The 12,021-nt window shown below is 70.6% G+C and carries 13 protein-coding genes and 1 riboswitch; of the genes, 8 read left to right on the top strand and 5 right to left on the bottom strand.

The window, feature by feature from the left end; genetic code table 11:
- The first annotated feature begins 66 nt into the window (after window positions 1–66).
- Window positions 67–897: a nitrite reductase gene (locus IEZ25_RS21160; protein WP_191201470.1), complete on the top strand. Its 831-nt coding sequence runs from the start codon at window positions 67–69 to the stop codon at window positions 895–897.
- Window positions 898–1,002: 105 nt separating this feature from the next.
- On the opposite strand, the gene IEZ25_RS21155 is transcribed toward IEZ25_RS21160, so the two are convergent.
- Window positions 1,003–1,317, bottom strand: coding sequence for a hypothetical protein (locus tag IEZ25_RS21155; RefSeq protein ID WP_191201469.1), 315 nt, complete (start codon window positions 1,315–1,317; stop codon window positions 1,003–1,005).
- Between the two features lie 110 nt (window positions 1,318–1,427).
- Window positions 1,428–1,508: riboswitch (cobalamin riboswitch) on the top strand.
- A gap of 47 nt (window positions 1,509–1,555) precedes the next feature.
- On the opposite strand from IEZ25_RS21155, the gene IEZ25_RS21150 reads away from it, so the two are divergent.
- From IEZ25_RS21150 to IEZ25_RS21140, 3 genes are read left to right on the top strand one after another with little or no spacing between them, the layout of a single operon-like run.
- Complete coding sequence (locus IEZ25_RS21150; RefSeq protein ID WP_224749453.1) at window positions 1,556–2,233, top strand: precorrin-8X methylmutase; 678 nt, start codon at window positions 1,556–1,558, stop codon at window positions 2,231–2,233.
- Window positions 2,230–3,771 (top strand): precorrin-2 C(20)-methyltransferase, encoded by a 1,542-nt coding sequence (locus IEZ25_RS21145; protein WP_191201468.1) that lies wholly within the window; start codon window positions 2,230–2,232, stop codon window positions 3,769–3,771. The genes IEZ25_RS21150 and IEZ25_RS21145 overlap by 4 nt, the downstream gene beginning before the upstream one ends.
- Window positions 3,768–4,505 carry a cobalt-precorrin-4/precorrin-4 C(11)-methyltransferase gene (locus tag IEZ25_RS21140; RefSeq protein WP_318152383.1) on the top strand — a complete coding sequence of 246 codons (738 nt, stop codon included), beginning with the start codon at window positions 3,768–3,770 and terminating at the stop codon, window positions 4,503–4,505. Before IEZ25_RS21145 ends, IEZ25_RS21140 begins: the two co-directional genes overlap by 4 nt.
- 186 nt (window positions 4,506–4,691) lie before the next feature.
- On the opposite strand, the gene IEZ25_RS21135 is transcribed toward IEZ25_RS21140, so the two are convergent.
- The gene (locus tag IEZ25_RS21135) at window positions 4,692–4,967 is read right to left on the bottom strand and encodes an iron-sulfur cluster assembly accessory protein (RefSeq protein WP_191201467.1); all 276 of its coding nucleotides are present in this window, start codon (window positions 4,965–4,967) and stop codon (window positions 4,692–4,694) included.
- A 118-nt stretch (window positions 4,968–5,085) separates the two neighbouring features.
- Window positions 5,086–5,367: a DUF4287 domain-containing protein gene (locus tag IEZ25_RS21130; protein ID WP_191201466.1), complete on the bottom strand. Its 282-nt coding sequence runs from the start codon at window positions 5,365–5,367 to the stop codon at window positions 5,086–5,088.
- A 133-nt stretch (window positions 5,368–5,500) separates the two neighbouring features.
- Between IEZ25_RS21130 and IEZ25_RS21125 the strand changes: the two genes are divergently transcribed.
- The 4 genes from IEZ25_RS21125 to IEZ25_RS21110 are packed head-to-tail and all read left to right on the top strand — an operon-like array spanning window position 5,501 to window position 10,756.
- Window positions 5,501–6,700, top strand: a complete 1,200-nt coding sequence (locus IEZ25_RS21125; RefSeq protein ID WP_191201465.1) for an acyl-CoA dehydrogenase family protein — start codon at window positions 5,501–5,503, stop codon at window positions 6,698–6,700.
- Window positions 6,700–7,650: a class II glutamine amidotransferase gene (locus IEZ25_RS21120; RefSeq protein WP_191201464.1), complete on the top strand. Its 951-nt coding sequence runs from the start codon at window positions 6,700–6,702 to the stop codon at window positions 7,648–7,650. Before IEZ25_RS21125 ends, IEZ25_RS21120 begins: the two co-directional genes overlap by 1 nt.
- A gap of 54 nt (window positions 7,651–7,704) precedes the next feature.
- Entirely contained in the window at window positions 7,705–8,076 is a 372-nt protein-coding gene (locus tag IEZ25_RS21115; protein ID WP_191201463.1) for a hypothetical protein, read from the top strand.
- A 43-nt stretch (window positions 8,077–8,119) separates the two neighbouring features.
- Window positions 8,120–10,756, top strand: coding sequence for a 5'-nucleotidase C-terminal domain-containing protein (locus IEZ25_RS21110; protein ID WP_191201462.1), 2,637 nt, complete (start codon window positions 8,120–8,122; stop codon window positions 10,754–10,756).
- Window positions 10,757–10,841: 85 nt separating this feature from the next.
- Here the strand turns inward: IEZ25_RS21110 and IEZ25_RS21105 are convergent, their stop codons facing one another.
- Together IEZ25_RS21105 and IEZ25_RS21100 are read right to left on the bottom strand one after the other, a co-directional pair.
- The gene (locus tag IEZ25_RS21105) at window positions 10,842–11,108 is read right to left on the bottom strand and encodes a hypothetical protein (protein ID WP_191201461.1); all 267 of its coding nucleotides are present in this window, start codon (window positions 11,106–11,108) and stop codon (window positions 10,842–10,844) included.
- 205 nt (window positions 11,109–11,313) lie between these two features.
- Complete coding sequence (locus tag IEZ25_RS21100; RefSeq protein WP_191201460.1) at window positions 11,314–11,817, bottom strand: hypothetical protein; 504 nt, start codon at window positions 11,815–11,817, stop codon at window positions 11,314–11,316.
- Between the last annotated feature and the right edge of the window lie 204 nt (window positions 11,818–12,021).

Genomic DNA, 12,021 nt, shown 5'->3' with positions numbered 1-12,021 from the left:
CCCCGCCGGTTGAGCAGCGAGCGCCAGCGAGCGTGTCGAAACCCAGGCCGTGCCAAGATCGCCCGCATGACCGATCGCACCCGGGGCGACCTCTGCCCGGGCGTCTTCCGCCCGTGGCCGGCCGACGACGGAGCGCTCGTCCGGTTGCGACTGCCCGGCGGCCACCTGAGTCGTACGACGCTGCTGACGCTGCTCGACGTCGCCGAGACGTACGGCGACGGGCAGGTCCACCTGACCAAGCGGGCCAACCTCCAGCTGCGCGCGCTGCCCTCCTCCGGTGGCGTTCTGCCGGGCGAGGTCGTCGAGGCGATCCGCGGCACCGGCCTGCTCCCACACCCCGAGCACGAGCTCGTCCGCAACGTGATGGCCTCGCCGCTGACCGGCATCCACGGCGGCCGCGCCGACCTGCGCCCGGTCGTCGCCGAGCTCGACGAGCGGATGTGCGCCACCCCGTCGCTCGCGAAGCTGCCGGGCCGGTTCCTGTTCGTCCTCGACGACGGCCGCGGCGACCTCGCCGGCCGCTCGACCGACCTCGGTCTGGTCGCCCTCGCCGCCGACGAGGTCCAGCTCCGCGTCGGGTCGGCCTCCTGGGGCCCCGTCGTCCCCCTCGCCGAGGCGGCCGCACGCCTCAACGGCCTCGCCCGCGCGTTCCAGCAGGTCCGCGGCACCGGTGACGAGGCGGCGTGGCACGTCGACGAGCTCCCGGTCCAGCTCCCCTCGCAGGACCCCGACCCCCGCGCCCTGGTCTCCTCCCCACCGCCCGCCTTCGGCGAGGTGGCGCACGGTGTCGTGCACGTCGAGGTCCGGGGTGGCGTGGTTGATCGAGAACGTGTGAACGACCTCCCCCACGCGCTCGTCGTGACCCCCTGGAAGTCCCTCATCACGACCGCCGGTTGAGCAGCGAGGCCGCCTCCACCCGCCGCCGGTTGAGCAGCGAGCGCCAGCGAGCGTGTCGAAACCCCGGCCACCCAGGTCGCGACACCACGGAAGGCAGTTCGCAGATCAGGCCAGCGCGTACGGCGGGATCAACAGCCCGGCCATCACGAACGCCCACCCCAGGAACAACCACGGGTAGTGCCGACCGGTCGACGGGTCGGGGCTGCGGATCTCGCGGAGCCTCCCGCGATAGCCGACCACGGCGCAGGCGCTCCCCATGAGCCCGAGCGGGACGCCGAGCCAGAAGACGGCGAGCCCGCTGGACGCGGCGAGGTAGGCGTACAGCCCCGCAGCGCCCAGGCCCGAGGCGACGAGCGGCACGACACTGCGGAAGAGCAGGTTGCTCTCGATCTGCTTCACGCGGCGGTCGGCGGGGTCCATGGCCATCGCACCGTATCGACTGCGCGGCCGTGGCGGTCGGCAGGCGGGTGGCATGAGCCTCTCCACCACTCCCCGGCCCGGAGGCCCTAGGCTGCCCCCGTCACGCGACGCAGGAACCCGGTGCGACTCCGGGGCGGTTCCGCCACTGTCAGTCCCCGAGGTCCCGAGCCGAGAGGACGAGCCAGACACTGCCCGCACGACGTCCGCCGACCTGGGGCGAGAACCCCGAGGAGCAGTGATGAGCCTGACCACCATGAGCGAGATCAAGCGCCCGCCCAAGCGCTTCGACTACATCGACGACGGCGCCGCGATCTACGTCGACTCGTTCGCGACGATCCGTCGCGAGACGGGCTTCGACCACCTGCCCGCCGACGCCGAGCGGGTCGCCGTGCGCATGGTCCACGGCACCGGACAGATCGACCTCGCCCACGACCTCGTGATCCACGACGACCTCGTTTCCACCGCGCGTACGGCACTGCAGCTCGGCGCGCCGATCATCACCGACGCGCACATGGTCGCCAGCGGCGTCACCCGCGCCCGCCTGCCGAAGGACAACGAGGTGCTCTGCGCGCTCCGCGACCCCCAGGTCCCGGCGCTCGCGAAGTCGATGGGCACCACCCGCTCCGCCGCCGCGCTGTCGCTGCTCGAGGACCGCTTCGACGGCGCGGTCATCGCGATCGGCAACGCCCCCACCGCGCTCTTCCACCTCCTCGAGATGCTGCTCGACGGCGCCCCGCGACCGGCCGCGATCGTCGGCTGCCCGGTCGGCTTCATCGGCGCGGCCGAGTCCAAGCAGGCGCTGGAGGAGACCGTCCACGAAGGCCTCGGCATCCCGTTCCTCACCATCCGTGGCCGCCGCGGCGGCTCGGCGATGACCGCCTCCGCCCTCAACGCGCTGGCTCAGGAGAAGGAGTGAGTGGCCGGCTCTACGGCGTCGGGCTCGGCCCCGGCGACCCCGAGCTGATCACGCTGAAGGCCGCGCGGCTCATCGAGTCGGCCGACGTGATCGCCTTCCACGCCGGCGTCGGCAAGACCTCCAACGCCCGCACGATCGCCGCCTCGCTGATCCCCACCTCCGCGATCGAGGAGGAGCTGCGCTACCCCGTCACGACCGGTGGGACCGCGCACCCCGGTGGGTACGCCGGCGCGATGGCCGAGTTCTACGAGTCCTGCTCTGCCCGGCTCGGCGCGCACCTCGAGGCCGGGCGCACCGTCGTCGTGCTGGCCGAGGGCGACCCGCTGTTCTACGGCTCCTTCATGTATCTCCACGATCGCCTCTCCCCCCGCTTCGAGACCGAGGTCGTCCCCGGCGTGCCCGCGTTCGCCGCCGCCACCGCGGTCCTCGCCTCGCCGCTCGTGCGTCAGACCGACGTGCTCACCGTGCTTCCCGGCACCCTCGGCGTCCCCGAGCTCGCCCGCCGCCTCGCCGACACCGACGGCGCGATCATCATGAAGCTCGGCCGCACCTTCCCCCGTGTCGTCGAGGCCCTGCGCCAGGCCGGCCGCCTCGAGCACGCGCTGTACGTCGAGCGCGCCTCGATGCCCGCCGAGCGCTGGATGCCCGTGGTCGACGTCGACCCCACCTCCGTCCCCTACTTCAGCCTGATCGTCGTCCCCGGCGACTCCAAGTCGTCGGATCCGCACGGACGAAGGACGCCTGCGTCGGTCGAGGAGCGTGCCGAGGAGCCGCTGGTTGAGCAGCGAGGAACGAGCGTGTCGAAACCAAGGCCGCTCAAGGTCATCGGCCTCGGCCCCGGCCCGGACAAGTGGCTCACCCCCGAAGCCAAGGCGGCCCTCGCCGACGTCGACCACGTCATCGGCTACGCGCCCTACGTCAACCGCGTCCCCCAGCGCGAGGGCCTCACCCGCCACGCCTCCGGCAACACCGTCGAGGTCGACCGCGCCCGCCACGCCCTGACCCTCGCGCAGAGCGGCGAGAAGGTGGCTGTCGTGTCCGGCGGGGACGCGGGCGTCTTCGGGATGGCGAGCGCCGTGTTCGAGGCAGCCGCAGACTTCGTCGACGTACCCATCGAGGTCCTTCCCGGCGTCAGCGCCGTCCAGGCCGTCGCGGCGAAGGCCGGCGCACCCGTCGGCGCGGACTTCGCGGTCCTGTCGCTGAGCGACCGGCTCAAGCCGTGGCCGGTGATCGAGAAGCGCCTGCGCGCGATCGCCGAGGCCGACCTGGTGCTCGCGGTCTACAACCCCGCCTCGCGCAGCCGCACGACCCAGGTCGCCGACCTGCAGAAGCTCTTCCTCGAGCACCGCAGCCCCGACACGGTCGTCGTCGTCGGCCGCGACGTCGGGCGTGCCGAGGAGTCGCTGACCGTGACCACCCTCGCCGAGCTCGAGGCGGACTCGATCGACATGTTGTGCCTGCTGATCATCGGCGCCTCGTCGACCACCGTGACCGCGGCCGGTCAGGTCTGGACGCCTCGCTTCGTGGAGGGCGAGTGACCGTCCACTTCGTCGGAGCCGGCCCCGGCGCCGCCGACCTGATCACCCTGCGCGCCGCGTCGCTGCTCGCGGCCGCCGACGTCGTGCTCTTCCCGGGGACCTACCTCGACGCCGAGGTCCTCTCCCACTGCCCCGACGCGCTTCAGGTCGACACCCAGAAGCTCGACCTCGACCGGATCACCGAGGTCATGGTGTCCGCCTCCGCGGAGGGGAAGGAGGTCGTCCGCCTCACCTCCGGCGACCCCTCGCTCTACTCCGCCCTCGCCGAGCAGACCGCCCGCCTCGACGCGGCCGGAGTCCCGTGGGACGTGTGCCCGGGAGTTCCCGCGTACGCCGCTGCTGCCGCCGCCGTCGGCCGCGAGCTCACCGTCCCGCTCGTGACGCAGTCGGTCGTGCTGACCCGCACCCAGGCCCGCTCCACCGCGATGCCGGAGACCGAGTCGCTGGCCGCCTTCGCCACGACCCGCGCCACGCTGGTGCTGCACCTCGCCATCACGAAGACCCGCGAGCTCGCGGCGTCCCTGGTGGACGAGTACGGCGCCGACTGCCCCGCAGCGGTCGTCTACCGGGCCTCCCAGCCCGACGAGCTCGTGTTGACGGGAACGCTCGCCGACATCGCCGACCAGGTCGAGGCCGCCGAGCTCAAGCAGGCGGCAGTCATCCTCGTCGGCCGGGCTCTCGCCCGCGAGGGATCCGAGTCCTGGCTCTACCAAGCGGATCGGCCGCGGGCGTAGTCAACGCTGGTCGAGGAGGTCGCGCTAGCGACCGTCACGAGACCGCTCAGCCCCGACCGCCAGGTCACACGCGCCGGTTGAGCAGGTCGCGCAGTCTCTCCGCCGGTTGAGCAGGTCGCGCAGCGACCGTGTCGAAACCAAGGAGCCCCGGACCCACAAGGGTCCGGGGCTCCACTGTTGCTCAGCTCAGGCCTGGTCGCCCAGCGCGAACTGGATGTTGCCTTCCGCGTCCACGCCGCCGTCCAGGATCTTGTCGGCCAGCATCACCGACGCGGTCTCGTCGACGTAGACGGTGGCGCCGTCCTGCTCGAGGACCTGGTCGCCCGAGGCGGCCTGGTCGGCGGGGCTGACGGACAGCGACTGCCCGTCGGGCTCGGCCGCGATCCGGAGGCCGTTGATGGCCGGGACCTCCTCGGCGAGCTTCTTCACGATCTCGGTCACGTTCTCGGTGAGAGCAAGCATGGGCTCTCCTCCTGTATGGCGAATGTGTCGCCTCCACCATTGCGGACTCGCGCCGTTGACTCAAACCGCGCCCCAGCCCAGGGGCCGGACGTGGGCGCCGACGTCACAGCCGTGCCCGTCAGCGGCGGTCGATGCCGTCCAACCGCAGCTCGGTGGAGGCGTCGGAGTGGGTGGTGCCGGTGCCGACGTGCTTGTCGCTGATCGTCGACCCGTTCCTGAGCACGCCGAAGAGTGCCTGCGCGTGGCCCCGGCCCACGTCGTAGTCGTCCTTGAGCCAGGCCGCGAAGTCGCCCGCTTTGGTCTGCGGGGTGAACCCTCGCTCCGCGGCCTCGTCCAACAGCTCCTGTGGCGTCCTGCCGGTCTTCTTCTCGATCGCGTCGAGGTAGGCCTGGTAGCTCATCGTGATCTCCTTGCTCGGTGTGCCGCCAACGCTAGTTGCGCCGCCGCGGCACTGCTTCTCCGAAACCGCTGCGAGTCTGTGCTTTCAGCCGCGCGTCTACCGTGGCGGTCAGCCACGACGAGGAGATCCCCTGATGAGCACGCTCGACGACGTCGGACTCACCGACTCACCCTTCTCCGACTTCCTCGGCTTCGAGCTGCTGCTCGACGAGGAGGACCGCGAGCTGCTCAGCCGGGTGCGTGCGTTCACGACGCGCGAGATCGAGCCGGTCATCAACGACTACTGGACCCGCGCAGAGTTCCCGCACCAGCTGGTCGAGGGCCTCGCGGAGCTCGGGATCGCGGGCCTGGCCTACGACGGACCCGGCTGCCCGAACCGCGGCGCGCTGGTCGACGGCATGGTCGCCATGGAGCTCGGTCGGATCGACCCGTCGATCGCGACCTTCATGGGCGTGCACGGTGGCCTGGCGATGGGGTCGATCAACCTGTGCGGCTCCGACGAGCAGCGCGAGCGCTGGCTGCCGGCCATGGCCCGGATGGAGCTGATCGGCGCGTTCGGGCTCACCGAGCCCGACGTCGGCTCGGCGATCTCCGCCGGCCTCGCCACGAGCGCCCGGCGCGACGGCGACGACTGGATCCTCAACGGCGAGAAGAAGTGGATCGGCAACGCCGCCTTCGCTGACCTCGTCGTGATCTGGGCGCGGGACGAGGCTGACGGGCAGGTCAAGGGGTTCGTCGTCGAGAAGGACACCGAGGGCATGACCTTCGACAAGCAGGAGGACAAGATCGCCCTGCGCGTCGTGCAGAACGCCGAGATCCACCTCCACGACGTCCGCGTCCCGGAGGCCAACCGGCTGCAAAGGGCCGAGAGCTTCCGCTCGACGGCCGACGTGCTGCGGGTGACCCGGATGGGAGTGGCCTGGCAGGCGGCCGGGTGTGCGCGCGGCGCCTTCGAGCACGCCCTGCGCTACACCAAGGCCCGCGAGCAGTTCGGCCGGCCGATCGCGTCGTTCCAGCTGGTGCAGGACCTGCTCGTGAAGATGCTCGGCAACGTCACCGCCTCCACGGCCATGAACGTCCGGGCCTCACAGCTGCAGGACGCCGGCCTGCTCCGCGACGAGCACGCCTCGCTGTGCAAGGTGCACGCGACCGTCAGGATGCGCGAGGCCGTCGGCTGGGCGCGCGAGGTCCTCGGCGGCAACGGCATCCTGCTCGAGCACCACGTGGGTCGCTTCGTCGCCGACGCGGAGGCGATCTACTCCTACGAGGGCACCCGCGAGATCAACACCCTGATCGTCGGTCGGGCCATCACCGGCGAGAGCGCGTTCGTCTGATGTGCCGCGTCCTTGCCTACATCGGACCCGAGATCCCGCTCGAGGACCTGCTGCTCACGCCGTCGAACAGCCTGGTCAACCAGGCCCTCGACCCCGAGCACTACCCGGACCTGCACCTGGCCGGCTGGGGTTTCGGCGCCTGGGGCGAGCACCTGCTCAAGCCGGAGGACCCTTTCCTCTACCGCCGGCCCATGGCTGCCTTCTATGACGACAACGCCACCCGCATCATCCCGAGCCTGCAGGTGAGCACGATGCTCGGCCACGTGCGTGCAGCGGCGTACGACTCCCAGGCCGTCATCGTCGACGAGAACTGTCACCCGTTCTCCTTCGACGAGACACCCTGGATCCTCGCCCAGAACGGCGACCTGCCCGGCTGGATGCTCCTGCAGCGGGAGCTGCTGCAGCACTGCGAGGACAGGTACCTCCAGCAGATGCGGGGGACGACCGACACGGAGTTCCTCTACGTGCTCCTGCTGTCCCTGCTCGAGGGTGACAGCGACGAGCACGTCCAGCGTGCGGTCGAGACGATGGTCGGTCTCGTCGCCCAGGCGATGGCGGACCTCGACCTGCCCGCCCTGGCCAAGATGAAGATGGCCCTGGTGTCGCCGAACCGGATCATCGGGTTCAACGTCGGCCTCGGGCACCACGGCGAGACCGATCCGGCCGGTGACTGGAAGAAGCTTCGCGAGTCCGGTCCGGGGACCGACGACTACGCCCTCTCGATGCTCCTCGAGCCGATGTACATGCTGATGGGGCGCCACGTCCCGGACGAGGCGCAGGACTACGACTTCGAGGCGTGCGACGAGGACGAGGCCACGGTCGCCATGTTCGCCTCCGAGCCCCTGACCGACGACGAGACCGGGTGGTCGACCGTCGAGTTCGGCGAGATCGTGTTCCTCGAGAACAAGGGTGGGCGCGTCACCCGGCGTGTCGGCAGGTTGTCGGTCTGACGGGCCGGCGTCAAGGAGTCAGTCATGGTGTCCACGGCGCCATAGGCTGGGGCTGTGATGGAAGTGCTCAACCACGCCCCAGCTGCCTGGTACCTGCTGGCCGACGGCGATGCCCTTCTCCTGGACGTGAACTGCAACCACGGCGCGATCGGCTACTCGGTGCTGATCGAGCTGAGCGACGCGGAGCGCGACCGGTGGACGCAGGAGGGCCGGGACTACCTCGACACCCTCAGCCACGACATCCACTTCAGCGCCCCGATCGTCAGCAACCCGCCCTACGGCGAGGTGTCGCCGTACCGGGCACGCGATCTCACCCGCACGCGTCGAGGCGAGGTCTCGGACGCCGTACGACGGTGGTGCGAGCAGGGGTGGGTGCGCGACGACGATGTGGCCAAGACGCCATCGGACGCGGACGATCCCGCCTAGGGTGATCGGGCCGACCTCAGCACCCTCTCGAAAGGCCGCCTTCGTGCCCTCGCCCTCCGCCTCCCGGCACGCCGTGCGCGCCATCTCCTCCGCGACGGCCCTCGGGGTCTCCGCGGCCGGTCTGGTCGTCGCAGCCGCGCCGTCGGCGTACGCCGCACCGGTCACGATCCAGCTGCTCAACATCAACGACTTCCACGGCCGCATCGACGCCAACACGACGAAGTTCGCCACCACGGTGGAGAACCTGCGGGCGGCGAACCCCCGCACGCTGCTCCTCTCCGCCGGGGACAACATCGGCGCCTCCCTCTTCGCCTCGAGCATCCAGCAGGACGCTCCGACGATCGACGTCCTCAATGCACTGGGCCTGCGGGGCTCCGCTGTCGGCAACCACGAGCTCGACAAGGGTGCGGACGACCTGACCGGCCGGGTCGACGACCGTGCCGACTTCGACTACCTCGGCGCCAACGTCTACGACAAGGGCACCACGAACCCGGCCCTCCCGGAGTACGCCACCTACCAGGTCGGCGGCGTCACGGTCGGCGTGATCGGCGTGGTCACCCAGGAGACGACCGAGGCGGTCTCCCCCGCAGGCATCGCCAGCCTCGACTTCGGCGATCCGGTCGACGCGGTGAACCGGGTCGCCGGCCGGCTGAGCGACGGCGACGCCACCAACGGCGAGGCCGACGTGATCGTCGCCGAGTACCACGAGGGCGCGGACACCAACCTGGCCACCCAGGCCGCCTGCGACACCGCCATCGCCGCCGACACCGTGTTCGGCGACATCGCGACCGACACGGCCGCGTCGGTCGACGTGATCTTCACCGGTCACACGCACTCGACCTACGCGTGCGACGGACCGGTGCCGGGCTCCGCGAGGACCCGCCCGATCGTGCAGACCGGCTCCTACGGCGCCAACATCGGCCGGGTCGAGCTCACCGTCGACACCACCACGGGTGCGGTCACGGCGTACGCCAAGTCGAACGTCGCGCGGGTCGCGAGCGAGAACCTGAGCCTCCCGAGGGTCGCCCAGGTCAAGTCCATCGTCGACGCGGCGATCGCCCGGTCCGTCGAGGTCGGGAACGTCGCCGTGGGCACGCAGACGGGCGACATCACGACCGCCTTCACCGGTGGCAGCTACACCGGTCCGGGTGGCACCTACACCGGCGGCACTCGCGACGACCGCGCCTCGGAGTCGACCCTCGGGAACCTCGTTGCCGAGTCCATGCGGGCCGGCGTGACGGGCAGGACGGCCGACCTCGCCGTCGTCAACCCCGGTGGGCTGCGGGCCGAGCTGCCGGTCGCCGGCAACACCTCGACCTACTCGGCGAACACGGATGGCGTCATCACCCTGGCCGAGGCGGCGGCGGTCCTCCCGTTCGCCAACACGATCAGCCTGGTCGACCTCACCGGAGCCCAGCTCGACGCGGTCCTCGAGCAGCAGTGGCCCACCGCCAACCGCACCACCACGCTGAGGCTCGGCCTCTCGGACAACGTCCGGGTGACCGCCGACCCGAGCCGTCCGGCGGGCGATCGCGTCACGTCGATCCGCATCGACGGCGCGCCCGTCGACCCCACCGCGACCTACACCGTCTCCACGCTCAACTTCCTGGCTGCCGGTGGCGACGGCTTCTCCGCCTTCGCCGGGGGCCGCTCGACCGATATCGGGCTGCTCGACCTGGACCTGTTCACCGACCAGCTGAAGACGAGCTCGCCGGTCAGCCCCGACTTCGCCCGGCACCAGGTCGACGTCTCGGGGACCCTCCCCGAGACGGTCGTCGCCGGCGACCGGGTCGACGTCAGCCTGTCGCGCCTCGACCTCACCTCGCAGGGAAGCCCGGCCAACGCCTCGGTCCTGGCCTTCGCCGTGGACGGCGACGGCTACCGCCAGCTCGGCACCTTCCCGGTCTCGCTCGGCAAGGCCGATGTGAGCCTCACTGTCCCGGCGGACCTGGCCGGGGAGCAGCAGCTCGCCCTCGTCGCCGAGCCCAGCCGCACGCTGGTCGGCGCCGACCTGCCGCAACTGACCTCCACCACCACGGCCGCGATCCCCACCCAGGTGACCTTCGGCAGCGCCTCGACGGTGTCGGTCACCGTGGACGCCCCGCTGGCCCCGCGCGGGCCCGCGCGCCTGCTGGACGGGAACGCCGTCGTCGGCCACGCCGACGTGATCGACGGCTCTGCCACCTTCAGCCTCACCGGCGGCGAGCTCGCCGTGGGGACCCACCAGCTCCGCGTCGCCTACGACGGCGACGACCTCGTCGCGCCGAGCGCGTCAGCGGTCACCCCGGTGAGGGTCGTCGAGGCTCCCGTGACGGCCCCCACGCCGACGGTGCCCACCCCAACGACCCCCACGCCCGGGCCCGTCGTCGGGCCGGAAGCACCCCAGCTGTCCCTCCGCGTCCGGGTCAAGCCGCGCCCGGTGCTGACGAAGCAGACCCGCGCTCGAGTCAGGATCACGCTCCGGACAGCCGACGGTCGACGAGTCGACACCGACGGTCGCGTCCGGGTCCGCGTGGGAGGACGGACGTACCGCACCACGCTCCGCGACGGCCGAGCAGTCGTACGCCTTCGAGCGTTCAACAGGCCGGGCAAGAGGTGGGTGCGGGTCAGCTATCGAGATGCAGACCTCCCGAAGCGGATCACCGAGACCGCCGTGATCCGGGTGCGCGCGCCGAGGTAGATCCTCACGCGTCGCGGATCGTCTTCCCGGGCGCTTGCCATCACGCGCCGACAGGCGGCGGCATGTCCGGCCGTTCCAATGACCGTCAGGTGGCCGGTTCGAACGCACCTGGGGGCCTCTGGAAACCAGATGTGACAACCATGCCCGCTTCGGTGATGACAACTACGTCGGATGGGTCTCCGTCGTTGATCCACACGGACGCACCGTCCTCGTACCAGGAAACCGTGGGCTCCTCGTCGGGGATCGTGAAGGTCAGGGTCTGTTCGGGCTGAATCCAGAAGTCCTCGCCAAGCGGCTCAACGAGTACACAGAGCGAAGCCTTTCCGTCGTTCACGATGGAGACGCTCGCCATGTATCGACCCTAACTACGGTCCACGGCCACGGGCGGATCAGCGAGCTCATCGCGGCTACATCCGCATGTCCCCGGCACGCGGCGGTAAGACGCAACTCCCTCAACTGAGGTCAGAGTTTGTCTGGCCATTTCGGATTGATTGGTGGACCGGGAGCACCGGTTGACGCCGGTGCACGCCGGCCGCTAACCCCGGCTGCGGCATCTACTAGTCCGGCTGCCGCAGCTGAGTCTTGGCTTCCGCGATCAGCTCCTCGACCTCGATGCTCATCGCGGCGAGTCCGGATCGCGCGTTGTCGACAAACTCTGCCTTCTCGATGAGCTCGTGCATGGCGGCACGTTGACTCTTCACCACGTCGTCACCAACGCCGATGAGCCGCCGAGCAGGCGCCACAAGCCAGTCCGGCCCCAGAACCTCAGCCTCGTCGACAAGGTGTTCAAACGCCTGCAGGTTTCCGTTGTACTCCGCAGCCAGATCCTCGATCTTCGGATGCGCGAGTGTGTTCCCCTGCGCCTCCATCTCCACCCAAGCAGCAATCGCCTCGAGAACGCCGGTCATTGCCCTAGCCTGTGCGACCGCGCCAACCACTCGCTTTCTCTCGTCGCTTGAGCGCGACTCACGGGAGGCGTGTCGCCGCTGGCCGCTCTGGGTGACTTGCGACAGCACCCAGCCAAGGGCCACGGCCGCGAGCGTCATGACGTTGTCCCACATGGCCCTAGCGTGCCGTACCGCGCCGCTCGACCCATCTAGGTGGATATCCAGGAGGAGTCGCGGCGAAAGGACGCACCTATCTGCGAAGCGGGCGCCATAGCCGAGTACCGCTATCGCGCGCGACGTGGTGGCGCCATCGCCGTATGGGGTGGCAGGCCGCGCCCCGGATCTCAAGAGCGGCCGCGATGGTGGGGGGGGGGGGGG

The organism is Nocardioides hwasunensis, from assembly GCF_014779665.1.
GTDB lineage: Bacteria > Actinomycetota > Actinomycetes > Propionibacteriales > Nocardioidaceae > Nocardioides > Nocardioides hwasunensis.
Note: the sequence above shows the minus strand (reverse complement) of the source record. Positions and strands in the feature narration are given on the sequence as shown.

What these genes read in the sequence shown, in the direction of transcription:
- IEZ25_RS21160 (WP_191201470.1), top strand. Translation starts at nt 67, where the DNA reads ATGACCGATCGCACCCGGGGCGACCTCTGCCCGGGCGTCTTCCGCCCG.
- IEZ25_RS21155 (WP_191201469.1), bottom strand. Translation starts at nt 1,317, where the DNA reads ATGGACCCCGCCGACCGCCGCGTGAAGCAGATCGAGAGCAACCTGCTC.
- IEZ25_RS21150 (WP_224749453.1), top strand. Translation starts at nt 1,556, where the DNA reads ATGAGCCTGACCACCATGAGCGAGATCAAGCGCCCGCCCAAGCGCTTC.
- IEZ25_RS21135 (WP_191201467.1), bottom strand. Translation starts at nt 4,967, where the DNA reads ATGCTTGCTCTCACCGAGAACGTGACCGAGATCGTGAAGAAGCTCGCC.
- IEZ25_RS21130 (WP_191201466.1), bottom strand. Translation starts at nt 5,367, where the DNA reads ATGAGCTACCAGGCCTACCTCGACGCGATCGAGAAGAAGACCGGCAGG.
- IEZ25_RS21125 (WP_191201465.1), top strand. Translation starts at nt 5,501, where the DNA reads ATGAGCACGCTCGACGACGTCGGACTCACCGACTCACCCTTCTCCGAC.
- IEZ25_RS21120 (WP_191201464.1), top strand. Translation starts at nt 6,700, where the DNA reads ATGTGCCGCGTCCTTGCCTACATCGGACCCGAGATCCCGCTCGAGGAC.
- IEZ25_RS21105 (WP_191201461.1), bottom strand. Translation starts at nt 11,108, where the DNA reads ATGGCGAGCGTCTCCATCGTGAACGACGGAAAGGCTTCGCTCTGTGTA.
- IEZ25_RS21100 (WP_191201460.1), bottom strand. Translation starts at nt 11,817, where the DNA reads ATGTGGGACAACGTCATGACGCTCGCGGCCGTGGCCCTTGGCTGGGTG.